Origin of the sequence: Aerococcus urinaehominis (assembly GCF_001543245.1) — a bacterium.
GTDB classification, from domain to species: Bacteria; Bacillota; Bacilli; order Lactobacillales; family Aerococcaceae; genus Aerococcus; species Aerococcus urinaehominis.
Genome location: NZ_CP014163.1, coordinates 700,300 through 724,084 on the forward strand (window position 1 = coordinate 700,300; position 23,785 = coordinate 724,084).

Annotated in this window: 21 protein-coding genes and 2 riboswitches; of the genes, 8 read left to right on the plus strand and 13 right to left on the minus strand. The window is 45.3% G+C overall.

Annotated features, from left to right (window positions below):
* The first annotated feature begins 495 nt into the window (after positions 1-495).
* Positions 496-1,128 carry a 50S ribosomal protein L25 gene (locus AWM75_RS02995; RefSeq protein WP_067978045.1) on the plus strand — a complete coding sequence of 211 codons (633 nt, stop codon included), beginning with the start codon at positions 496-498 and terminating at the stop codon, positions 1,126-1,128.
* A 42-nt stretch (positions 1,129-1,170) separates the two neighbouring features.
* Here the strand turns inward: AWM75_RS02995 and thiT are convergent, their stop codons facing one another.
* The gene (gene thiT / locus AWM75_RS03000) at positions 1,171-1,734 is read right to left on the minus strand and encodes an energy-coupled thiamine transporter ThiT (protein ID WP_067978048.1); all 564 of its coding nucleotides are present in this window, start codon (positions 1,732-1,734) and stop codon (positions 1,171-1,173) included.
* Positions 1,735-1,828: 94 nt separating this feature from the next.
* Positions 1,829-1,926: riboswitch (TPP riboswitch) on the minus strand.
* Positions 1,927-2,144: 218 nt separating this feature from the next.
* On the opposite strand from thiT, the gene AWM75_RS03005 reads away from it, so the two are divergent.
* Entirely contained in the window at positions 2,145-2,447 is a 303-nt protein-coding gene (locus tag AWM75_RS03005; protein ID WP_235585069.1) for an iron-sulfur cluster biosynthesis family protein, read from the plus strand.
* A gap of 322 nt (positions 2,448-2,769) precedes the next feature.
* Complete coding sequence (locus tag AWM75_RS03010; RefSeq protein WP_067978052.1) at positions 2,770-4,098, plus strand: hydroxymethylglutaryl-CoA reductase, degradative; 1,329 nt, start codon at positions 2,770-2,772, stop codon at positions 4,096-4,098.
* 90 nt (positions 4,099-4,188) lie between these two features.
* Here AWM75_RS03010 and AWM75_RS03015 read toward each other — a convergent pair whose 3' ends face one another.
* From AWM75_RS03015 to AWM75_RS03065, 11 genes are all read right to left on the minus strand, one after another.
* Complete coding sequence (locus tag AWM75_RS03015) at positions 4,189-5,379, minus strand: hydroxymethylglutaryl-CoA synthase (protein ID WP_335338822.1); 1,191 nt, start codon at positions 5,377-5,379, stop codon at positions 4,189-4,191.
* Positions 5,380-5,460: 81 nt separating this feature from the next.
* Positions 5,461-6,417, minus strand: coding sequence for an NAD(P)-dependent oxidoreductase (locus AWM75_RS03020; RefSeq protein WP_067978058.1), 957 nt, complete (start codon positions 6,415-6,417; stop codon positions 5,461-5,463).
* A 189-nt stretch (positions 6,418-6,606) separates the two neighbouring features.
* Positions 6,607-8,019 carry a glucuronate isomerase gene (gene uxaC / locus AWM75_RS03025; RefSeq protein ID WP_067978061.1) on the minus strand — a complete coding sequence of 471 codons (1,413 nt, stop codon included), beginning with the start codon at positions 8,017-8,019 and terminating at the stop codon, positions 6,607-6,609.
* A 28-nt stretch (positions 8,020-8,047) separates the two neighbouring features.
* Positions 8,048-9,079: a sugar kinase gene (locus AWM75_RS03030; RefSeq protein ID WP_067978063.1), complete on the minus strand. Its 1,032-nt coding sequence runs from the start codon at positions 9,077-9,079 to the stop codon at positions 8,048-8,050.
* A gap of 1 nt (position 9,080) precedes the next feature.
* Positions 9,081-9,731, minus strand: a complete 651-nt coding sequence (locus AWM75_RS03035; RefSeq protein ID WP_067978065.1) for a bifunctional 2-keto-4-hydroxyglutarate aldolase/2-keto-3-deoxy-6-phosphogluconate aldolase — start codon at positions 9,729-9,731, stop codon at positions 9,081-9,083.
* Between the two features lie 141 nt (positions 9,732-9,872).
* Positions 9,873-10,721, minus strand: a complete 849-nt coding sequence (locus AWM75_RS03040; RefSeq protein ID WP_067978067.1) for an HAD family hydrolase — start codon at positions 10,719-10,721, stop codon at positions 9,873-9,875.
* A 101-nt stretch (positions 10,722-10,822) separates the two neighbouring features.
* Entirely contained in the window at positions 10,823-11,677 is an 855-nt protein-coding gene (locus AWM75_RS03045) for an SDR family oxidoreductase (protein ID WP_067978070.1), read from the minus strand.
* Positions 11,678-11,714: 37 nt separating this feature from the next.
* The gene (gene uxuA, locus AWM75_RS03050) at positions 11,715-12,797 is read right to left on the minus strand and encodes a mannonate dehydratase (RefSeq protein ID WP_067978072.1); all 1,083 of its coding nucleotides are present in this window, start codon (positions 12,795-12,797) and stop codon (positions 11,715-11,717) included.
* Positions 12,798-13,382: 585 nt separating this feature from the next.
* The gene (locus tag AWM75_RS03055; protein WP_067978075.1) at positions 13,383-15,317 is read right to left on the minus strand and encodes a YSIRK-type signal peptide-containing protein; all 1,935 of its coding nucleotides are present in this window, start codon (positions 15,315-15,317) and stop codon (positions 13,383-13,385) included.
* A gap of 473 nt (positions 15,318-15,790) precedes the next feature.
* Positions 15,791-17,092 carry a Sapep family Mn(2+)-dependent dipeptidase gene (locus AWM75_RS03060; protein ID WP_067978077.1) on the minus strand — a complete coding sequence of 434 codons (1,302 nt, stop codon included), beginning with the start codon at positions 17,090-17,092 and terminating at the stop codon, positions 15,791-15,793.
* Positions 17,093-17,120: 28 nt separating this feature from the next.
* A complete protein-coding gene (locus tag AWM75_RS03065) occupies positions 17,121-17,831 on the minus strand; it encodes a TraX family protein (RefSeq protein ID WP_067978081.1) in 711 nt (236 codons plus the stop codon).
* A 105-nt stretch (positions 17,832-17,936) separates the two neighbouring features.
* On the opposite strand from AWM75_RS03065, the gene AWM75_RS03070 reads away from it, so the two are divergent.
* The 3 genes from AWM75_RS03070 (at position 17,937) to AWM75_RS03080 (ending at position 20,792) form a co-directional block, all read left to right on the plus strand.
* Positions 17,937-18,689: a beta/alpha barrel domain-containing protein gene (locus AWM75_RS03070; RefSeq protein WP_067978083.1), complete on the plus strand. Its 753-nt coding sequence runs from the start codon at positions 17,937-17,939 to the stop codon at positions 18,687-18,689.
* 371 nt (positions 18,690-19,060) lie between these two features.
* On the plus strand, positions 19,061-20,179 hold the full coding sequence (locus AWM75_RS03075) for a M24 family metallopeptidase (RefSeq protein WP_067978086.1): 1,119 nt from the start codon (positions 19,061-19,063) through the stop codon (positions 20,177-20,179).
* Positions 20,180-20,285: 106 nt separating this feature from the next.
* Complete coding sequence (locus AWM75_RS03080; RefSeq protein WP_067978088.1) at positions 20,286-20,792, plus strand: FUSC family protein; 507 nt, start codon at positions 20,286-20,288, stop codon at positions 20,790-20,792.
* Here the strand turns inward: AWM75_RS03080 and AWM75_RS03085 are convergent.
* On the minus strand, positions 20,782-21,249 hold the full coding sequence (locus AWM75_RS03085; RefSeq protein WP_067978090.1) for a low molecular weight protein-tyrosine-phosphatase: 468 nt from the start codon (positions 21,247-21,249) through the stop codon (positions 20,782-20,784). The genes AWM75_RS03080 and AWM75_RS03085 overlap by 11 nt on opposite strands.
* 66 nt (positions 21,250-21,315) lie before the next feature.
* On the opposite strand from AWM75_RS03085, the gene alr reads away from it, so the two are divergent.
* Together alr and dapA are read left to right on the plus strand one after the other, a co-directional pair.
* Positions 21,316-22,440: an alanine racemase gene (gene alr / locus AWM75_RS03090; RefSeq protein WP_067978092.1), complete on the plus strand. Its 1,125-nt coding sequence runs from the start codon at positions 21,316-21,318 to the stop codon at positions 22,438-22,440.
* A gap of 73 nt (positions 22,441-22,513) precedes the next feature.
* Positions 22,514-22,657, plus strand: a riboswitch (Lysine riboswitch).
* Between the two features lie 100 nt (positions 22,658-22,757).
* On the plus strand, positions 22,758-23,648 hold the full coding sequence (gene dapA / locus AWM75_RS03095) for a 4-hydroxy-tetrahydrodipicolinate synthase (protein WP_067978095.1): 891 nt from the start codon (positions 22,758-22,760) through the stop codon (positions 23,646-23,648).
* Positions 23,649-23,785 lie beyond the last annotated feature (137 nt).

Below are 23,785 nucleotides of genomic sequence, written 5' to 3' on the forward strand. Positions count from 1 at the left end.
TACATTGTAACCAAAAAAGATTATTATGGTTTTTCTTTTTACACAATTATATGGACTTAATCCCACTTGAATCTAGCAATGTGCTCATTCTTAGCTAATTTTGATTTTAGAAGAGTTTGAGATGGCGATTGAGGATAATGGTGCATTCATTCTATGCTAACTTCGATTTTAGATGAATTTGAAAGCCCGTTTGGATCTAGCAATGCGCTCATTACCTGCTTATTTCGATTTTATGTAAATTTGAAAAGTCGACAAATTCTAGCTACGTGCGCATTCTAGACTAACTTTCTAGTACAGCTACATGGAGGGGTAATCTAAATCGGAATCTACCCCAGTCTGAACTAACTTTTCAGCTCTCAAGTTATATCGGAAAAATCGCCTTTTTTAGGCAAAATCACTGGACAACTTGAACACTTTAACGTTAATATGGTATCATAGAGTGTATTTTCTGATTGGTAAAATCGGAAACTAATAATCCAGGAGGGAAATGTAAACATGAAATTTACAGCTAAACGTCGTGAAAGCAAAGGTACAAACGCTGCTAAACAAATCCGTAAAGAAGATTTAGTGCCAGCTACTGTATACGCTAGCGACATGGAGCCAATCAACTTAACTATGGCTCGTCCAGATGTTGAACAAATCGAACGTGAGTTGGGAATTAACTCTGTCTTCGAATTAGAAATTGAAGGTGGCGACACACGGACAGTCTTCATCCGTACTATCGAACGTGCTGCTATCAAACCAATCATCTATAACGTATCTCTACAAGCGATTAAAAAAGGTGAAAAACTTGAAATGCCTATCGCTATCGTACTTGAAAACGAAGAAGATGTGGCTGGTGAAGGTGTTGCAACCCTTAACTTCTTTGAAGTTAACGTCCTAATCGACCCTGCTAAAGCCCCTGAATCAATTTCAGTTGACGTGGCTGGTATGGAAATTGGTGACAACGTAACAGTTGGTGACCTTAACTTACCAGAAGGTGCTGAGTTAGTTGACGAAGCTGATGAAGTCATCATTTCAATTACAACACCAACTGAAGAAGCTGAACTTGTTGAAGGTGACGAAGAAATGCCAGAACCTGAAGTACTTAACGAAGAAGAAGGTACTTTCGTCGAAGACCAAGACTAATTTAACTAGAAAAACCGCTAGCCCTGAGCTAGCGGTTTTTTCTTATCGTTTGGGATCAATTAAATTTGGGCTAGACTTGATTAAGAGGAAGCTGACCAGGGCTGCTGCTAACCAGGTCAGCCCGCCTGATATGGCATTAGCAGACAAGGAGAAAATCCAGACATTCATACCTTCAGGAGCAAACTCACCCCAGAAAGCCACACCGGCAAAGAAGTGGACCAGGTATTCTAGGCCTACCCCCAACAAACTAGTAAGCAAGACAGCTGCTAAAAGTTGGCCAGTCTGACCAGCCTGGGCCTTTTTTAAAACTCGCTGACGTCCTAGTCCGGCTAAACCAATGAAGGCAAAGGCAAAGAAGTACTCAATAATCACCTGGAATGGGGTCAATATTGAAGCGTCACCAACCAGTAATTTCAAAGCACCATACATCAGCCCGGCCAGGACGGCTGGTCCTACCCCTCGTCGATAGGCAAAGACTAAAATTGGAATAATCCCCAAAGAAATCCCGTATGAAGCCGAGATAGAGGCTGGTATCAGACCAATAATCAAGGCTAAAACCGCCATCATAATGGCTTCAAGACTAACAAGCAAATTCGTTTTTTTCATTTTATTTCTCCCTTCCCCACACAAAAAGCCTATAGGTCCCGACAGGAATCTATAGGCTGGCTCTAGTGTTAGCAAGGGCTGTGAAAGTTAAATGACACCCTTGATAGCACTTCCTTACGCTAGTGTTAACTAGATCAAGTTAAAGGGTTTGTATCACTACATCTCAGCCAGCAGGCGCCCCTAGTGCGGATTTGATATTTGCTTAGGTCAATTCTACCAAGTCTTTTAATCGTTTGCAAGCGATATCAAACAATAAAGTGTATGGGTCCAGTGAAACATTTGTGAAAAATTGTTTATTTTTGTAAAATACTTAGCAAAGCCTTTATAAAAGTTTAATTTTAGTGTATGATATGAGCAAAATAAGCAGCAGAAAGGGTAGGACCATGAAGTTATTTTTTAGCCCGCGGGCTATGGAAAAGTTATCAAGTCTAAACCAGCTCCAAGGACTTTGCTTAATAACCACAAAATTCGTCAAGGTCGATAAGCCATTTGACCATGAGTCATTTGTCTTACGGACCAATGAAACTGAATTTTCTGGTTATGACCAATGCCTAGAGACGCATGTGGGTCAGGTGCATATGATGGATGATGCACAAAAGTTCTTAAAGGGCGATAATCGTATCGATTTTGATGAATTTCGCCAAGTTTTCGTCTTGGTTTGCAATGGCCAAATGGTTGATGATAATATCTATTTAGATAATCTTGCTGACTAGTGAGCCTGGGGCATAAGTCCCAGGCTCTTATTATTATACAAATATTAGCAGTCTAGTCGGGTTCCAAGAAGCTAAACTGAAGTCGTTTCACTAGGCAGACTCAATATCTTTCAGATATTAGTCTGCCTAGCTCCAACGATTCAGTTCAGAGCGCTTCTTGTCGCACCCTTTTTTTAGTTGGGTTCGCTTTGGCAGGAATGAAGTCACTTCAGAAATTAGTCTCAATAGCTTGTTGCTATTGGCCTAATTCCTTCCAGTGATTCATTCCTGAGCGCCAAAGCTCACACCCTTTTTTAACTTTACTTTTAGAAAGGATATGACCATGTCATCAAAGCGTATAAACTATAGCAAACTGAGCCGGGAAGATCGTATTCAGTCACTGGTGCAACTTGGCTACCTGAATGCTGACCAGGCCCAAAGTCTTATTAATAACCAGGGGCTGAGTGCCCAATTAGCAGACCAAATGATTGAAAACGCCGTGGGCAGCTACGGTCTGCCCTTAGGCTTTGTCCCCCAATTAATTGTTAACCACCAGGACTACCTAATACCCATGGCTACTGAGGAGGCCAGCGTTATCGCAGCAGCCTCTTTTGGCAGTCAAATTATTAACCGTAACGGTGGCTGCCAGGCTGAAGTGACCCAGTCATTATTAACTGGTCAAATTGCCTTTTACGGTTTTGACCCCCAAGATGAAGACCGGCTAACTGAATTTGTCAACCAAGATCAAGACCGCCTGCTGGCTTTAGCCAACCAGGTCAAGCCTAGCCTCCTGGCCCGGGGTGGTGGTGCCCGCCATATCTACACAACCTTCAAGGGGGAAGCCTCTCAGGGTACCCGTTTCTTTATCCTCTACCTGGACCTGGATAGTCAAGAAGCCATGGGCGCCAATACTATGAATACGATATTAGAGGTCTTAAAAGATGAGCTAGTCGCCCGCTTCCAGGACCAAATCAATCCTGAGATTCAGGCTCTGATGGCTATTCTATCAAATTACAGTCCCCAGTCTTTGGTGACTGCCAGCTGTCAAATCAAGGGACGCCAGCTCAAGGGTGGTGGTCTCAAGGGCGGTCAAGTCGCCCAACGGATTGCCCTGGCTAGTCAGTTGGCCCAGGTGGACCGCTACCGGGCTACGACCCACAACAAGGGGATAATGAATGGGATTGATGCCCTGGTCTTAGCCACTGGTAATGATTGGCGGGCAGTTGAAGCCGGTATCCATGCCTATGCCAGCCAGGATGGCCACTACCGCGGTCTGGCCCAGTGGAGTTATGATGGCGAGGCCGACCTTCTAACTGGCCAGATCACCCTTCCCCTCACCCTGGGAACAGTTGGTGGCTCGATTGCCAACCACCCCCAGGCCCAAATTAATCTTGATCTACTCGGTCGACCGACTAGCCAAGAGCTAATGATGGTGGTTGCTGGCTTAGCCCTGGCCCAGAACTTAGCCGCCCTCCGCGCCCTAGTGGCTGAAGGCATCCAAGCTGGCCATATGAGCCTCCAATATCGCAATCTGGCCCTACAAGTTGGCGCCCAAGACCAAGAAGTAGCTGAGCTTGCCCAGGCTCTCAAAGACAGCCAAATACCAGTCAGTCAAGACCTTGCCCGGCAAATCCTAGCTGATATGCGGGCAAAGCAAGAGGATAAATCTTAAACAGACCACTAGTAGCATATAAAAAAGCCCCAGCAGGCTAGACTCATCAGAATCTATGCCTGGCTGGGGCTACTTGTTGTTTAACTAGTCTTAGTGACGCGACTGGTTAGCCATCTGGTAGCAGCGCATATGGTCTTTAATACCAACGAGTTGGCAAGGACTATGGTCGCCTGCCTGGTGGAAGTGGTGGTCTCCCCCATCTTCAGGCACCTGGTCTGTGAACATGGCTTCATATTCAGGGACCGTTAACCGCTGTCTCTGGTCTAGCATCATTTGATGGTCGTCAACATTTAAGCAGTCACGGTAGCCAGCCATCAGTTCTAGGGTGAAGAATTCACCAACTGCCCCTGATCCATAGGAATACATGCCCACTAAGTCACCCGGCGCTAGGTCCTGGTTATGCTCTAACAGACTGATTAGGCTGAGATAAAGTGAGGCCGTGTAAACATTGCCTACCTGGCGGTTATAGGCCCGGGCATCAACAAATTTAGCTTTCAAATCTTGCTTGTGAGGCTTGTCAGCTTCTTTGGTCAACCGGCGCAAGCCCTTCTCACCCATTTTGCCGTAAGGCAGGTGGAGGCAGACAGCCGCTAAATCCGCCACACTCATCCCAGTTTGCTCCTTGTAGTCTTCCCAAACATGGGTCAAATAGTCTAAATACATCTTGGTGGAGTAATGACCATCCACTTGGGCTGTTTTAGAATAATTGGGCCGCCAGAAGTCCATAATGTCCCCGGTATAGTAGCTGGCAGTTGGCGACACAGCGGCAATGCGCGGGTTAGCGCTGACCAAAATAGCCACAGCACCAGCACCTTGGGTCGGCTCGCCTGATGTATTTAGACCATAACGGGCAATATCCGAAGCAATGACTAGGGCCTTGCGGTCAGGCCGACGGGCAATATGGTCAACAGCTGTTTGCAGTCCGACTGTAGCCCCATAGCAGGCTTCTTTCATTTCAATGGCCCGGGCGTAGGGATTGATATTTAGCAGATCATGGACATAAACAGCACTAGCCTTTGACTGGTCAATCCCCGTTTCGGTACCGACAATCACAAAATCAATGTCCTGCCGGTCTTGGTCAGTCAAAATCTGGTTGGCGGCATTGACTGCCATGGTCACTGTATCCTGGCTGATCGGCGCCACCGCCATCTGGTCCTGGCCCAGACCAATTTGGTATTTAGCGGGATCGGTATCGCGGGCTTGGGCTAGGTCCGCCATATCAACATAGAAGGGCGGGGTATAAAAACCTATTTTATCGATGCCAATTTTCAATCTTTCCACCTCTTTAACATGAATACACTCTTAAACAACCATTATAACACAGACCCCACCCCCAGACGCCTGGCTATGACTATTTTTAACTTAAACTAAAATATTTTGTGGGTCGCCAGCAATAAATTTTTCCGCATTTTTAAAGGCGATCTGGGCCCGGTCCAGCATGGCTTCATCAGTTAAAAAGCCAACATGGGGTGTCAACAAGGTATTTTTAGCTGATAATAGCGGATAATCGCTAGGAATTGGCGGTTCCATATCATAGACATCAATCCCCGCCCCGGCAATTTCACCCTTATTTAGGGCTTGAGCTAAGGCATCATTGTCAACAATAGGGCCTCTAGCCACATTAATTAAGATTGCGTCTTTTTTCATCTTGGCTAGGGCAGTTTTATCTATTAACTTTTCCGTTTCCTTGGTCGCAGGCAGGTGGATGGTGACGATGTCACTTTGGCTTAAAAGTTCATCTAAATCTACATATTCTAAGCCTAAGTCCTTGGCTTCAGCCTTTTCACTACGATTATAGCCTAAAAGTTTAACACCAAAAGCTTTAAATAGGCGGGCCGTTTCGATACCCAGGTTACCGGTACCGACAATCCCTACCGTTTTCCCTTTAATTTCTCGGCCCTGACTTTGACCGGTAAAATCTTCAACCTGGCGGGTATCCTGGTCACCAGCTAGTAAGTGTCGGTATAGACCGAGGGTTAGTCCCAATACTAATTCCGGTACCGCGGTGGCTGCGTAACCAGCCGCATTAGCCACTCTGATGCCGGCCGCCTCAGCCGCCTCAGTATCGACATGATCGATCCCAGTAAAGGCCACATCAATCAGCTTTAAGTTGTCGGCACCTGCAAATGCCTCTTTGGGATAAGGGGTATTGGCAATAATTACAATATCGGCATCTTGGCTGCGTTTGGCTAGTTCTTGCGGATCGGTGGTACGTTCATCATAGTAAACAAAGTCATGACCTGCCTCACGCAAGGGTTGGGCTAATGCATCAATGGTTTCAGCTGGCACATTTAAAGGTTCTAGTAATTTAATTTTCATAGTTTTAACCTCCGCTCTCTGACTTGCATAATCACTTTAACTATAAAAGATAAGCTTAAAAAGTGCAAGGCAAGCGCCTTCAGAGATTGTAGATGCAACAAAAAAGCCAGGGACATAAGTCCCCAGCTCTCACTATATACAAATTTTCGTATCATAGTCGGGTTCGATCAGTTTAGAGTCAGTAGACTATTATTTTTCAAAGCCAAAGTATTGGATAGCGTTGTTGTAGCTTACGCCTGTGATTAAGCGTTCTAGTAGGGCTTCATCTTCAGCGATTTCACCGCGTTCTACTAAATCACCAATGTAGTCACAGAATAAACGACGGAAGTATTCATGACGTGTATAAGAAATGAAGCTCCGTGAGTCTGTTAGCATACCTACAAAGTGCATGATTAAGCCAGCTTCTGAAAGTGACTTGAACTGTTTCAACATACCGTATTTCGTGTCGTTGAACCACCAGCCAGAACCTAATTGGCAACGAGATTTGAAGCCTTGGTTGTTAGATTGGAAGTTAGCTAAAGTGGTACCAACCACGTCAAAGTAGGCAGAGTTTAATGGATAAACGATGGTCTTAGGTAATTGATCAGTTTTATCCATTGAATCTAAAATACCATTTAAGGCTTCAGCCACACCTGCTTGGTCGTTAACTGAGTCCACACCAGCATCTGGTCCAACTTGTTCAAAGATGCGAGTAGAGTTGTTACGGATAGCACCGAAGTGGATTTGCATTACAAAGCCTTTAGCGTGGTAGATTTTACCTAATTCACGTAATAAGGCTGATTGGAATTTAGCATATTCTTCGTCCGTTACAGCTTCACCTTTGGCTGCTTTTTCGAAAATGGCATCAATTTCAGCTTGGTCAGCTTCAACATAAGCAATCTTAGCTAAACCGTGGTCAGAAATGTTTGAGCCATGGTCAGCGAAGAACTGGATACGGTCTTCTAATGATTCTAATAATTTAGCAAAAGAATCAATCTTGATACCATTAGCATTTTCCATCTTAGCTAAGAAGTCAACGAATTTTTGCTCGCCAACTGCAAAGGCTTCGTCAGGACGGAAGCCAGGTACAACGACGGTATCGAAGCTATCATCTTCAGCAATTTGTTTATGATACTCTAATGAGTCATAAGGATTGTCAGTTGTACAGATGAAGTCGACGTTAGAGTTAGTGATTAAAGTACGTGCTGTATAGTTACGTTCTTCAATCACTTGATTACACTTGTCGTAGATTTCTTTCCAGTTGTCGCCATTTAAAGGCTCATCGATATCGAAATAACGTTTAAGCTCTAAGGCTGTCCAGTGGTAAAGTGGGTTACCTACTGTATCTGGTACAGTTTGGGCCCAAGCTTGGAATTTCTCTTCATCAGAAGCATCACCAGTAACGTATTTTTCGTCAAAGCCCATAGCACGCATAGCCCGCCACTTGTAGTGGTCGCCACCTAACCATAATTCAGTCACATTACGGAATTTATGGTCTTCGGCAATTTCTTGTGGGTTTAAGTGACAGTGGTAGTCAAAAATACGTTGTGGTGCTGAGTATTCATGGTACAAACGTTTAGCTGTTTCTGTTTGTAACATAAAATCGTCTTTAATTAATCCCATTAATAATCCTCCTTGTAGTCTTTAGTGGTTAACGCTTCACGTCGAAGCCGCCCCGGCTGTTGACCAAGTTATGGACATCATCCAGAGTAACAATCGCCATATCACCAGGAATCGTATGTTTCAAGGCGAAGGTGGCATTGGCAAACTCAATAATTTCTTGTGGCTTATAATTACCAGAGTTAATCGCGTAAATCAAACCAGCAGCAAAGGCATCCCCGCCCCCAATCCGATCAATAATATCGACGTCATAGACTTGGGAAGCTAGTAGCGACCCTTCAAAATAGACATATGACTGTAAGATATTGCGACTGGCATTAATGACTGACCGTTTAGTCAAGGCAATGGCCCGCAAATCATAACGTTCAGCAATATAGGCCAGGTGGGGCTCAATGGTGGTGAAGTCATAAGGTAATTTTAGACCTTGGTTATCCTTGTAGTCATTACCGTCTTCATCTTCAATAAAGAGGGGTTCAATACCAAATAAGACATCGGCGTAGGGCAAGAGCTCTACCATCTTGTGGCGGGCGACATCAAAATCCCAAAGGCTAGACCGGTAATTCAGGTCTAGGGATACGGTTAAGCCGCGGTCTTTGGCTTCCTTCATGCACTGGCGGGTCAGTTCAAATAAGTCATCTGACAAGGCAGCTGTAATACCAGATGTATGGAACCAGTTGGCATCCTCAAAAATCTGGTCATAGTCATAGTCTTCCGGCTTAGACTCCATAAAGGCTGAGTCCTTGCGGTCGTAGACAATCTTAGAGGGACGGATAGAATGGCCCTTTTCAGCAAAATAAAGGCCCAAACGATCGCCCTGCTTTTTCATGTAGCCAGTATGGACACCCTGCTTGCGGACAAATTCAATGGCAGATTGGCCAATCTCATTGTCTGGCACAGCAGTCACAAAGCTAGCCCACATACCAAGGTGGGCGATAGTTGAGGCAATGTTAGCCTCAGACCCACCGTAAGTTGCTTCTAGAGTTTGCGCTTGAGAAAAGCGCTCGCTATCTTGGGTAGTTAGGCGTAGTAGGATTTCGCCTAAGGTTACGACCTTTTTAAGCACCTTACTTACCTGCTTTAATCTCAGCTAATTTGTCAGCAAATTTTTGAGATTCTTCTTTGACGCTTTCCACGCCATCTTGTTTATAACGTTTAGTCAAGGCTGAACCTACACCTACAGCCCAAGCACCGTTGTTGATCCATTCTGCCATGTTGTCTAGGTTAACGCCACCTGAAGGCATGATTTCAACTTGTGGAATTGGTCCATGAACGTCCTTGATGAAGCTGGTGCCCAGTAAACCACCTGGGAAGGCTTTAACAATTTCACAGCCTGCTTCAAGGGCACGTTGCACTTCTGTTACGCTACCGCAACCTGGTAGGTAAGGTACAGTGTAAAGGTTACAGATGGTCGCAATTTCAGGTACCCAAGTAGGTGATACGATAAATTGAGCGCCGTTTAAGATAGCAATACGAGCAGTTACCGCATCTAAGACGGTACCAGCACCAACTACCATATCTGTACCAGCAAATTCTTCTGCTAGGCGGGCGATAACGCGTTCAGCGCCTGGAGTTGAGAAAGTTACTTCTGCGTTCTTCACGCCACCCTCATAGGCAGCCTTAGAAATTTCATAACCTGCTTGTTCGCTGTCACCACGGACAACGGCGAAGAGGAAGTTTTCTTTCATTTGTACAACAGTTTCTGATTTATTAGCCATTAAAAGTCCTCCTTTTTGATAACAATCTTATTATATGCTGAAACCACTTTTAGAGTAAACGGTTTCACAAATTAAAAGTACCTTCAGTCAATTAATCTTTATTTTTGCCCCTAAGAGACAAATAAGTTAGTCTGCTAGGAATTAGTCGTATTTAGCCAGTAGGTCTTTGAATTCTTGGATGACTTTGTCTTGGTAGTCGCCTTTGTATTCTTTGTTTAAGAATTTATCGGCTGCTTCGTTTTGGAGACGGTCCCAAGATTCTTTTTCGCTACCGAATAAGATTGGGTAGAAGAGCACGCCATTAGATTCAGCTGCTTTTAAGTCACCAGGGGCATCGCCGACCATTAAGATCTCATCTTTGCCGTAGCCATGCTCTAATAAGTCAGCAATAGCTTCAGCCTTAGAACCTGCTTCTTGACCGTAGACAACATCTACTGAATCCATTAAACCGTGGCGGGTCCACTCAGATTGTAGGGCTTCACCGTTAGCTGAAGAGACGATGGCAACGTCAGCTACCTGCGTCACTTGTTCTAAGCCTTCTTTAGCACCTGGGAATGGTTTATCATTACCAGCTAATTCTTTTTCGATACCTTCGTTAACAGCTTGAGACCATTTCAAAGCTAGTTTCAATGACTCGTCTGAATTAGTTTCTAAAACTTCTTCTAAAGCACCGTTAGATAGAGAGGTTGACTCATCAGTCCATTGTTTTAAAGCTGTGATATCAACGATATCTTCGCCCGCTTCTTTGGCATTGGCCAAGCAGATAGCTAGGGCTTTGAAGCGGTTAACGCCACGAGTAGAAGAAAATAGGTTAACCCGGTTCCAGTCTTCCTGGAATTTTTCCTTGTCTTCAATACCGTAAACTTCTGCGGCTAATGGGCCAAAATAGTCATAGTGTTTAACGTTCATGGTGTCCATTGCACAACCATCTGAGTCAACACAGAATAAGAAATCTTTTTCTTTGGTAAATTCATTAGGTAAAACTGCCATGTATATTCCTCCTAAATTAAATAAAGGGGCAAGTTAGACAACATCTATTATACTGTCAAAACTGCCCCTCATCTCAAACAATTAATGAGTGATATTTATTATTAAACGCCAGAGTAAGCTGAGAAGCCACCGTCGATTGGTAATACCACACCGTTAACGAAGCTGGCTGCTTTCTCGTCAGCTAAGAATAACGTTGGACCAACCATTTCTTCAGCTTCACCGAAACGACCCATTGGGGTATTGCGGATAATTTTCTCACCACGAGGTTTTAGGGTTTCATGGTCTGCTTCGAACATTAAGTCAATGTTTTGGTTAGACACTAGGAAACCTGGCGCAATGGCGTTGCAACGTACGCCAACATGTGAGAAGTGAACAGCCAACCATTGAGTGAAGTTAGAAATCGCTGCTTTAGCACCTGAGTAAGCAGGAATCTTAGTTAATGGTGTGAAGGCGTTCATTGAAGATACGTTGATGATGTTGGCACCTTCGCGACCAACCATTTCTTTAGCAAAAACTTGAGTAGGTAATAAAGTACCTAAGAAGTTTAAGTTGAAGACAAATTCAACACCAGCTGGATCTAAATCGAAGAATGATTTAGTATCTTCAGGTAGGTCTACTTCGTGGAATTCGTTGTCAGCAGTAGCGCGTGGGTTGTTACCACCAGCACCGTTAACAAGGATGTCGCAAGGACCGAAGTCAGCCTTGATGGCATCGTGTGCAGCTTGGATTGATTCAAGCTCTAACACGTTACATAGGTAACCAGCAGCCTTACCAGCTGCACCTGAAGCGTTGATTTCTTCAGCTACCTTGTTAGCAGCCTCTTCATTTAAGTCAAGTAGGGCTACGTTAGCACCAGCTTGCGCAAATGATTCAGCGATTTTAGAAATAATTACACCACCAGCACCTGTTAATACGACAGTTTTGCCAGTAAAATCATGTACAAATGGATTTGCCATAATATCTATGCCTTCTTTCTATTAATGCAACTACAGATTAGTAGCTAGGTTTCTCAGTATTAAAGCTATGGTCTTTGCCTTGGACCTTCATGTTAGCTTCGATTAAGCCGTTGAAGTAAGCTGCACCTAAAGCACGGTCATACAAGCCATAACCAGGTGTTTCAGTTTGGTCACCCCAGATACGACGGCCGTGGTCAGGACGGATAGCCCCTTGCCAGTCATACTCAACTAACAGCTTGATAATGGCGTTCATGTCGATGTTACCAGCTTCTGATAAGTGAGCCACTTCTTGGAAGCCCCAGTCGCCAGTGGCCACGTTACGGGTATGCATGAAGTTAATCCGGTTACGTTTTAAGGCGTACTCAGTCATCGCCACAACGTCATTTTCTAAGGTAGAAGCGTATGAACCAACACACATGGTGATACCATTGTACTCAGAATCATAGATGTCTAAGAAACGCTCAACTGATTTTTGACCAGTAATGATACGTGGTAGACCAAAGATTGAGTATGGTGGATCATCTGGATGGATCGCCATTTTCACGCCAGCTTCCTCAGCAGTTGGCATAATGGCTTTGATGAAGTACTCCAGGTTTTCCCATAATTTTTCTTCATCTACAGACTCATAGTCTTTGAAGACTTGGGCCATGGATTCTTTAGTGTATGAAGAATCCCAACCAGGTAGGCTTAATTCACCAGATAATGGATCCATTTTCTCAATATCTGATTTTAAGAATGCTAATGAAGTTGAGCCGTCAGGTAATGATTTGTTTAAGTCTGAGCGTGTCCAGTCAAATACAGGCATGAAGTTGTAACATACCACTGGAATACCAGCCTTACCAACGTTACGAATTGATTCTTTATAGTTTTCGATCAATTCATCGCGGTTGTCCTTACCTAATTTGATGTCTTCATGAACTGGGATTGATTCGATAACAGAAATATGTAAGCCTTCTGCTTCAACATCCTCTTTTAATTTCATGATATTTTCTAATGGCCAAGCCTCACCAACTGGCACATCATAAACTGCAGTAACAATACCTTCCATACCTGGAATTTCACGGATATCTTTTAGGGTAACTGGGTCATGATGACCATACCATCTAAAACTCATTTCCATAGTATCTTATCTCCTTCTTTACTGTTGACTGAGCAACAAATTGTCCGAGTGACGGCTGCAACAGACTTGCATACCCCTCTCACCTTAATTCTAGCCTAAATGTGGTAGTGTTTTCAAGAGGTAAATGTCAAAGATTGCAAAATAATTGGAGCGGAGATATAAAAGCTAATGAAAGCGCATTATTGAAAACTTTGAACAATCTTGATATAATGGGAAAAGCAAAGAATAATCAGGAGAGGAGGCCAGACCATGGCGACAAGTCAAGCTCAAAAGAAACGTAACCGTAAGATTCTCGGATACGCCCTACTCATCCTATTCACAATCCTGCAATCGCTCTTTTTTGCTAAAGATGACCAATAATTTTTACTTTTAGCAAGCTGCATATGACAAAAAATGCAATATTTACAGTCTAATATTTTATAGCTGGTGGCTCCTATTTGAGTGGCCAGCTTTTTTCTGTACAAAAAAAGAGGCTGAAGCCTAAAGCTTCAACCTCTTCTTATCGTCGCGATCATGCCTAGTTTACTACTAGGACTTTATTTGATTATTTGTTAGACATCTTTGGAATAAGATGGTTTGTGGGAATTAGTCTTCTTTTTTACGGAATACTAAACCAGCACCTAAACCAGCAAGAGCTAAGCCTAAACCAGCTACGCTTGCAACTGAACCAGTTGAAGGTAGGGCAGCTTTACCAGCTTCTTGTTTAGCAGCAGCTTTGTTTGAAGCTTTCTTGTCAGCGGCTTTGTTAGCTGCAGCTTTGTTTGCAGCAGCGGCTTTCTTGTCAGCAGCTTTCTTGTTGTTAGCTGCAGCTGCGTCTTGAGCTTTCTTGTCTTCTTTCTTGTCAGCTGGTTTTTCTTGTTTGTTGTCAGCTGGTTTTTCTTTGTTATCAGCTGGAGCAGCTGGATCTTGAGCTTGACCAGCTTGGTTTTGATCAGCTGGCGTTTGGGTAGCTTGGTCTTTAACTTTTTCTACAGTCTTACCAGCTTTTTTAGCTTCTGCGTCAGCTAGAGCAGCTTTAACTTCTTCAACAGTCTTACCAGCGTATTCTGGGTAAACTGGGTCTAAGTTCTTAGCAGCAGCCTCTTGGTTAGCAGCAACGATTTTTTCAGCTTCAGTAGCGATTGCTTTTTGTTTAGCTTTGTCTAAAGCAACTTCGGCGTCACCTAAACGTTTAGCAGCATCTACTAATTTCTTAGCAGCTTCAACTACGTTTTGGTTAGCTGTCTTAAGAGCAGCTTCTTTAGTTTCTAAGTCTGCTTTAGCTGTAGTGTATTTGCTTTTAGCGTTAGTTAAAGCAGTCTCTGCTTTAGTTAAACGATCGTTAGCTACGTCTAATTCTTTTTGAGCAGCTTGTAAAGCTTTTTGACGATCTTCAACGTTACCTTTTAATAATTCAGCAACTTTAGCTTTGTTTTCAGCGTCAGCTTTAGCAGCAGCAGCTTTTTTAACTGCATCTGCTTCTTTAGCTTGAGCATCTACTAAAGCTTTGCGAGCAGTTTCAGCAGCGTCTGTAGCAGTCTTAAAATTTTCTTGAGCTGTTACTTCAGCAGCTTCTAAGCGTGCTAATTCAGTTTTTGCAGCTGTTGCAGCAGCAGCAGCTGTTGCAGCCTCTGCAGTTTTTTCGCTTACTTTAAGGTTAGCTTTAACTAAGTTAGCCTCAGCAATTGCTTTGTCAGCTTTAGCTACAGAAAGCGCATGTTCAGCTTGTTCAACAGCAGTAGCGTTTGCTTCTGGAGTACCTAAAGCAGCTTTAGCAGCATTTAAGCGAGCGATTGCTTCTGTAACACCTTTGTCAGCTTCTTCAGCTTCTGTTTGTGCTTGTTTAGCAGCTTCTGAAGCAGAGTTTAAAGCAGCAGCTACGATAGTTTGCGCGTTAGCAGCTTCGTTAGCTTTAACTAAAGCTTCTGCTTTCTGAACAGCAACATCTTCAGCTGTTTTCTTAGCAGCTTCTGCAGTTGCAGTTGCAGCCTTAGCAGCTGTTTCCGCAGTTGCAGCAGCAGAAGCAGCTGCATCAGCTTCAATTTTACGTTGGTCAGCTACAGCTTTAGCGCCTTGAGCAGCTTTTAAAGCCTTGTCTTTACTGTCTACGTTACCTTTGATTAATTCAACAACTTTTTCTTTGTTATCGCGGTCAGCTTGTGCATCGTCACGTTCTTTAGTTGCAGTTGTTAAATCTGCTTCTGCTTTATCGAAAGCTTTCTTAGCTTCGTCACGTTCATCAGTTGCTTTTTTAGCATCTGCTTGTGCTTTAGTGTGGCCTTCATCAGCTGCATCGAAGTCGCCTTGAGCGTCTTTTAATTCTTTTTGAGCAGCTTGGTCAGCTTTAATAGCTGCAGCTTTAGCTTCTTCTGCTTTTGCTAAATCTGCTTCAGCTTTTGCTACATTTTGAGCAGCTTCAGTTTGTTCAGCAGTTGGTGCTGCTTCAACAGCGTTAGCGTTAGCTACGAATGCAGCTGCAACAGCTACAGAAGCTACACCTACTGATAATTTACGGATTGAGTATTTGATTTCTTTTTCCATTTGAAACTTCCATATAATGTATTGTGTAAATAAGACTAGAAAGATTCCCATCTTATTCCGTGTCCCACACATAACAAACTTTACCAAAAATTAAGGCTATTTTCAAGTTTTGGCGGGTTTGTTATCTGTTTGTAACCATTTTGTTAAATTCACTTGTCCAAGTCTATGCTTGAGGTTAACTTGCTAGCCTGAGCGGCTGATTTACCCTCCCGACTAGCTAATATGCAAGCGTCATCCCTCCCTACATCTACCAGGCCTGTGCTTCAACAAAGAATTAGTATGTTTGAATACTATGCAGAGATTTTATAAGAAAATTTTAAGTTTGTCTAGTGTTTTATAAAAATAAAAGTACTCTTTTCCCATATCACTACTGATCGTTTTCACTTAACTTTCTGCTTGCTTCTATATATGGTCTGCTTGACCCAGGGCCAGGAGCACCTGGCTATAAAAGGCTAACCATTTAGGTAAATCGGCTAACTCGATGTACTCATCAGCCTGGTGGGCCAGGTGAGGTGCACTAGCCAGATAAGGGCCAAAGCTGACACAATTGGAATAATCTTACTATAGGTGACGGCCCCGTTAATCTGGGCCTCCTGGGGCTGACCCGGGAAATTGTCAGCATATCGTTTTTGTAAGATTTGAATACCAGGCCGGTCCTGGTCGAGTAAAATGGCTGGTGTGTCAAAGGTCCGCCAAATTTCAGCATCAGGCAGGGCCAGGTAAAGCTGGTCGGTGATCTCATCACTGGTTACCCCATTGGGGAAGCGGCTGTCAATTTGTAAATGCAGTTTTTGGTCCTGGCTGCGGGCCGTCCCTAAGTTGATGGTTAAGTGGCCCATCTCTTTGGAGGAACGCTCTAAGTCTAGACCGCGTCCCCGATAATCCGCAAAGGCCTGGGACAGAGCTTTCACTTGGTCTTCCTGGGTCAAATCGGCCAGGCAGGCCAGGGCTTGAACCAGAGCATTTTGCCCCAGTTCAGGTTGGGAGGCATGGGCACCCCTACCCTTAATAGTCACCCTAATCGCCTGACCAACTTCTTCGTAGTCCCAATCAAGCTGACTCTGACTAGCTAGGTAGGCTAAGGCCTGGTCCTTGCTAGCGAGGGGTAGGTCGAACTGGGCCCAGGAGGCCACTGAGTTGGCGGCATCGCCACCAGCTAGACTGCTCAGGCAGGAATCTGCTGGTAAATCCAGACTAATTTGCCAGGTGGTCGCCCCCTTTTCACCAATGCCGATAGGAAAATGGGCATCAGGGGTCAAAGCGAAGCTAGGCGGCCCGTAGGTGGCAATATAGCCCGTAAGGTCGGCCATATCAGTTTCCTCGTCAGTCCCAAAAACCAAACGGATGGGCCGCTTCATAGCTGGATTTTGGTCGCTAATCTGCTTTAAGGCATAGAGGGTGGTTAAGGCAGCCGCCTTCATGTCGCTGGTGCCACGTCCGTACATGCGCCCGTCAACAATTTGCGCGCCAAATGGGTCCCGGGTCCAGCCTAACCCGACCGGCACCACATCTAAATGACTAACAATATCGACCCGGTCTGGTTGATTTGTTTTAATGGCTTGGCCGGGTGCCTGGACTAAGAGGCCATAGCCGGCTAAATTTTTAGTTGCCAGGCCCAGGGCTTGAGCGCGATGCTCTAACCAGGTTAGGGCCCGGTTAATTTCCTGACCAAAAGGTTGGCCAGGGCCAGCACTCTGGTCGTCACGAACAGATGGTATTTGTACCAGGGCTTGTAAATCACTAATTAAGTCTTGTAAGTAAGCTTGATTATCCATCAAATTTCCTCTTTCTAACAAAGTCTCCTTAATAACCTAGCAAGTGGTAGCGGATAATAGCCAGGACGAGTAAATGGACGGGGTAAAATAAATAGAAAACTTTACTGTTGCCCCGCCCCTTCCTGCCGTTGTAGCAGGCCAAGGGAATAACCGCCAGACTCGCTGTTAATTGGGCCAGGCCCGTTAAGGCCACCATGGCTAATTGGCGGAGACGATTTTGGTCATAATAATGAAGTAAAACCACAAAGACCACCCCATAGGCCCCGTAATCCGTTGCGAGTAACTCGGCTAGGAGGGCCAAAAGGACGACAGAACCTCCTGCCAGATAGGACCTATCTTTGAAATAGGTCATCAAACCCATGGCTAGGAAGGCTAAAAACAAGGTGAAGTAAACATTTTGTCCCCCCCAGTAGAAGATTTGCTGGTGGAGGGCCAGATCAAAAGGTATTTCCGAGACCAGGGCAAATAAGCCTAACCGTCTGGCATAGGCCCAACGATTACGGGTATAACGGAAACCCTCAACGAGTAAAAAACAAAAAATGGGAAAGGCCAAACGGCCAATTAAGCGCATGAGAAAAACCAATTGGTCGCTTTGACCAAGGCTTAATGACCCGAGACCAGTTTGAAGTGATACCGGCTGGACTAGAGCTGCGGCCAGGTGGTCGATAAACATGGTCGTCATGGCCAACCATTTGAGTTGGACACTGGTCAAATATGACCGGGTGGGCGGGGCTGTCATTTCTTCTCCTCCTTGAGTGATAGGGGCTACCATTTTACTGGAGCTAGTGGGGCTGGCTGTAGTATAATGCCTGTGTCTAATAATTATATATAAAGAAGGTGTCCTATGGCAAAAAAACCTGATGTTCCTGATATTTCTTCTCATTTTCGTAAAGATATGATCCGAGTCCCAGAAGCAATCAAAGAAGCTTCTGGCATTCAAATTTATGGCCGTAAATTAAAATCATTTGTCTTTTCAACAGATGTTGCTACCCTGGTATATTGCAATGCTGATGCTATTTTGGCTGTCTACCCCTTCTCCCCCCATCCAGCCATTATCCAGGCCATTACTAATGTCGCCTCGCAGCCGGTCTTTGCTGGTGTGGGTGGTGGCACGACTAATGGCAAACGGTCGGTTGATATTGCCTTATTAGCGGAATCAGCTGGTATTATGGGCGTGGTTGTCAATGCCCCAATGCCAATTGAAACCATCCAAGAAATCGAAAAAACTGTTGATTCGCCAATTATCGGTACCATTGTTACCCCTTATATGGATATCAAGGAACGTATCGAAGCGGGTGTTGATATTCTTAATGTTTCAGGCGGTAAAAATACCCTGGATATCGTGCGTCGCATCCGCCGTGACTATCCCGATATCCCTATTATTGCAACCGGGGGTAAAAGCGAAGAAACCATCCGGGAAGTCATCCGGGCAGGCGCCAACGCCATCTCTTGGACGCCACCAACCACGGCTGAAATTTTTTCCCGCACCATGAAAAATTACCGCAATGAAACCCGGGAGAATTTCATTGAGACCCATGATGGTATGACCCTCAATGAATACGAGGACTTTATTAAAGACCACCGCGAGGAAATCTAAATCCAGGGTGTGAGCTTTGGCGCTTAGACCAGAATCCTTGGAGCACCAGACAAGCAATATCACAGATATTGTCTTGACTGGTGTGAAAGGACTGCTGGTCTGCCAAAGCGAACCCGACTAAACAGGGTGTGAGACTCGGCGTTTAGGCATGGACCACTGGAAGGAATCGGGCCAATAGCCGTAAGCTATTGAGTCAGATTTCTGAAGTGGCGACATGCCTGCCGAGTCGAACCCAACTAAACGACTAACATTCCAATAATAGCGAGCGCCTGGAACTTATACCCCAGGCGCTTTTATGTAAGCTAATATGGGCTAGCTTTAAAATTAGGCTGGCCTTATGCTAGAATAAGACCAACTAGGAGGATGAGAAAATGGAAGAAAAACAACGCATCCAACAATTAACTGAAAAAATTGCTACTGAGGGTTTTGCGGCCATTATTCTGGCTGATCCGGAAGCCATTGCCTACTATACTGGTTATGAAATTGAACCTATGGAGCGACTCTGGCTCTTGGTCATCCAGCCCAATTACCGGCCCCAGCTCATTGCCAACAAGTTATTCCAATTTACTGAAAACCCCGACCTGGACCTAGACATTCTCTGGGTTGATGATAATACTGATACCATTGAGGCCTTTATGTGGCTGGATCATTTTGTCGAAACCCACGAGCAGGTTAAAATTGGCGTAGATAAATATTGGCCAGCAGGACAGCTGTTACCGGTGATGTCCTACTATTCAGAGGCCAAGTTCCGCCTAGCCTCCCTCTATGTCGATGCCCAAAGAGGCATCAAATCAGAACAAGAGCAGGAGCGGATGCGGGCAGCCTCACTAATTAATGACCGAGTAATGGCTCGTTTAGCTACTGAGCTATTGCCGACTGGCCCTAGCGAAATTGAAGCCTGCCAAGCCCTCGAGCGCTACTATCAAGAAGCCGGAGCGGATGGCGGTTTTTCCTTCCCACCAATTGTGGCTTATGGTAAAAACGGGGCTGACCCCCACCATGAAAGTGACCACACCCGGCCCCAAGTTGGTGACGCTATTGTCGTTGATATTGGTTGCCGCCACCAGGGCTATGCATCTGATATGACCCGCACCTTTTACTATGGCCAGGTTTCTGACCTAGACCGCCAGCTTTACCAAACCTGCTTGGAGGCTAACCTATTAGGTATTGAAGCCAGCCAGGTTGGCCAGCAATTCCAGGCCATTGATGCCGCCTGCCGCGACCATATTGACCAGGCTGGTTACGGAGAAAACTTTGTCCACCGGACAGGTCACTTTATCGGTCGCTCAGCCCATGAAGCTGGTGATGTTTCCGCCAGTAACTACCACCCGGTTGAGGCTGGCCAGGTCTTTTCAATTGAACCTGGTATTTATTTAAGCGACCAGACTGCTGTCCGCATTGAAGATTTAGTCATCGCCCAAGCAGAGGGCCCGGAAGTCATCAACCACTATCCTAAAGACTTGCAGATTATTCCTATCCAGGACCACTAGTATTCTCAGTGCTAGTAGGCTATAATCAAAAAAACAAGCGCCGTCGCTAGCCTAACTAGCATCCGGCGCTTTTAAATTGATTGTTTATTTAAAGGAGTTAGCGTTTGTGAAATCGAAGTTCCATATTGGCATGCGGACCTTTAAAACTGGTCTGAGCATCTTCTTAATTGCTTTTCTCTACAATTATATCTCTTATGGTAGTCCACAGATTGCTGGCCTGGGTGCTGTTTTCTCCCAGCGGGCCAACCTGCGCCATACTGCCAAATTCGGCCTCTTCCGTTCAACGGCCACTTCTTTTGGGGCCCTATCAGCCCTAGTCACTGCCCTGGCCCTCGACCACCTGCCCAATTGGCCCTTGCTGAGTGCGCTAGCACCTGGCCTGGGCATTATTATGACCATCGTGCTCTGCAATGCCTTTATCCAGTCAGAAGCCATTGTTGGCGGGGCGGCTACCTTTTTAATTATCTTTTTTAATATTCCGGAACAAAACCAGGTTTCCTATGCCCTGCTTAGGGTCTTAGATACCTTTGTCGGGGCCTTAATTGCTAGTCTGGTTGAACTTTGCCTACCTAAAAGTCGGACTGACCGCTGGTTTGGTCGCTTTAATCGCTAAGCTCACTGTGGTTAGCTAGTAAATAACCGATTAAGCCGTCAACGCCGGCCTTAACCTTGTCATAGGTCAATTCGAAATTGCCGGTAAAATAAGGATCATCAATCTCGCCAGGCTGGTCGGTGAAGTCCATCAGCTGGTAAAGCTTCACCTGGTCGCCTAATATTTTGGCCATATTATCCAGATTACTATCGTCCATACCGATGATGTAATCAAAGTCTTCAGCCATATCAGCAGTTAGCTTGCTGGCAAATTGACCCTGGCTGGAAATATGATGACGGTCTAAGATTTCCTGGGTGCCCTGGTGGGGTGGCTGACCCAGGTTGTAGGATGAGGTCGCTGCTGAATCAACCGTAATCTGGTCAGCAAGCCCTCTTTTTTTAAGCTCGTCACGCATGACGGCCTCAGCCATGGGAGACCGGCAAATATTACCTAAACAAACAAAGCAAACTTTAATCATTTTCAAATTCCTCTCTTAATGTCTGTGGTAGAATAAAGGGTATCTCTTATAGAAAGAAGTGGTGGCATGGTAGCCGGTATTCACCGACCTAGCCAGGTTGATGTGTCGCTTAAACATATTATACATAATTATCAAACCTATCAAAATCAAATCGGTAAGGATAAATTTCTCTACGCTGTCGTCAAGGCTGATGCCTATGGCCACGGGGCCGTCCCTGTCAGCCAGGCCTTGGCCCAGGCGGGTTGTGATGGTTTTGCGGTCGCTATTGCTGATGAAGGTCTAGAATTACGCCAGGCCGGTATTGAGCAGCCTATCCTAATTTTAGGTCTGAGCCAAAGCCAGGACGCAGTTTTATTAGCTGAGGCTGGTCTGGATGTGACCGTTAGCCAGTTAGCTTGGCTACAAGCAGCCCAACCCCTTTTGGCCCAGGCCAATTTTCAGCTTAAGATCCAGCTAAAAATTGATTCGGGCATGTCCCGCATTGGCGTCCGTGATGTGGCCAGTGGTCAAGATATTATCGACTATGTCACCAGCCACAAGCAACAGTTTCAGTTGACGGGTATCTTCACCCATTTTGCCACAGCTGATAGCCAAACACCTGCTAGCCGGGCCCAGCAAAGCCAGCAAGCCCAAAGCTTTAAACAACTAGTTGCCGGCCTGGACCTCTCCCAATTAGATGAGGCGCCGCTCATCCACCAGTCCAACACAGCCATGATGACCTGGTATCCGGAAGAGACTCTGGATGCGGGACGCTTGGGCATCGGCCTCTATGGGGTAAACCCGTCAAACGGCGAATTGGCGACTGGTCTAGACCTGAAACCGGCCTTGACCTGGACTAGCCAAATTGTGGCCATTAAGCAAATGGCCGGGGGCGAAAAAGTCTCTTATGGTGCCACTTATACCTGCCAGCCAGGTGAATGGCTGGCCACTCTGCCCCTGGGTTACGCGGACGGCTTGTGGCGGGCCTATCAGGGCTACCAGGTCCTAGTCGCGGGTCAAGCCGCTGAGATTGTTGGCCGGGTCTGCATGGACCAGGCTATTATCACTTTAAAAGCCCCTGTACCTATCGGAACGCCAGTGACCTTGATTGGTCCTGGTCAAAGCGCTGAAGCCATGAGTCGCCATAGCCATACCATTGGCTACGAGGTCCTGTGCGCTATTTCCAGTCGGATTCCCCGCTATTACCGCTAAACAGTTGACCTGTGACCGCTTGCATTGACAAGGCCGGATAGGCATGCTAAGCTAAAGTTAATTAAATACTTGTACATAGTGTAGAGGCTGCGAACGTAATCAGTAACGGAAGTGAAAGGTGCGGTCGCCGAAACACCTGAGTGTTGGGGGTAGGTCCGAATAGGTCTGCCACTGTCCGATAATTAAGCCCATTTTTTATTAGGAGCGCTCACTATGTAGGGGCAATGCAAGAATTCATCCGATTAATGGAGGCTTAGGCGATTGCTCTAAGTCTCTTTTTTTATGACATTTTTATCGCTTATAAGGAGGAAAAACAAATGGCAATTTATTCAGGCTCTGGCGTAGCAATTGTGACGCCTTACAATAACGATGACCAACAAAGTATTAATTATGACGTCTTTAAAAAAATGGTCGACTTCCAAATTAATAATGGCACCGATGCCATTATCGTAGCTGGAACGACAGGTGAGGCCTCTACCCAGACGGACCAAGAGCAAATTGACCTGGTTAAATTTACCGTTGACTATGTAGCTGGCAGGGTGCCTGTCATTGCTGGGGCTGGCTCTAACGATACCCGTCACGGTGTTGCCTTGACTAAGGCCTGTGGTGAAGCTGGTGCTGATGCCATTTTATCTGTCACTCCCTACTACCTAAAAACCAACCAGTCTGGTTTATACAAACACTTTGAGCAAATTGCTAATGCAACCGACAAGGACATTATCCTCTATGATGTTCCTGGCCGGACCGGGATGTCAATCGCTCCGGAGACTCTAGGACGCTTGGCCCAAATCAACAATATCGTTGCTTTAAAGGATGCAACTGGTGATTTTTCTCACGCTGTAGCCAATTTTGGCCAAATCGATAGCCGTCAGTTTGCCATTTATTCCGGTAATGATGATGTGGTTGTGCCTTTGATGAGTTTGGGTGGCCGCGGAGTTATCTCTGTTTTGGCTAATATTGCCCCCCAAGCTGTCCATGAAATGACTGCTGCGGCCCTTAATGGCGACTATGCTAAGGCTAGTCTGATTCAAGTTCAGTACAAGAAATTAACTGATATCCTCTTCCAAGAGCCTAATCCAATTCCGGTTAAAGCTGCTTTACGCCTACTCGGATTTGAAGTTGGCCCAGTCCGCCTGCCTTTAGGTGAAGCTGAAGAGGCCACTGTCCAAGCCTTGGAGGCTGAAATGAAGCAACTTGGCTTAATTTAAACTTTTGATTATAATAGAAGAGCCTGGGTCACAAGTCCCAGGCTTTCGCTATTATAGGAATATTAGTAGCATAGTGTGGGTTCGAGCAGGCATACTATATCCGCACACCCTCATTTTATTGCCTTAATTTAGATTTT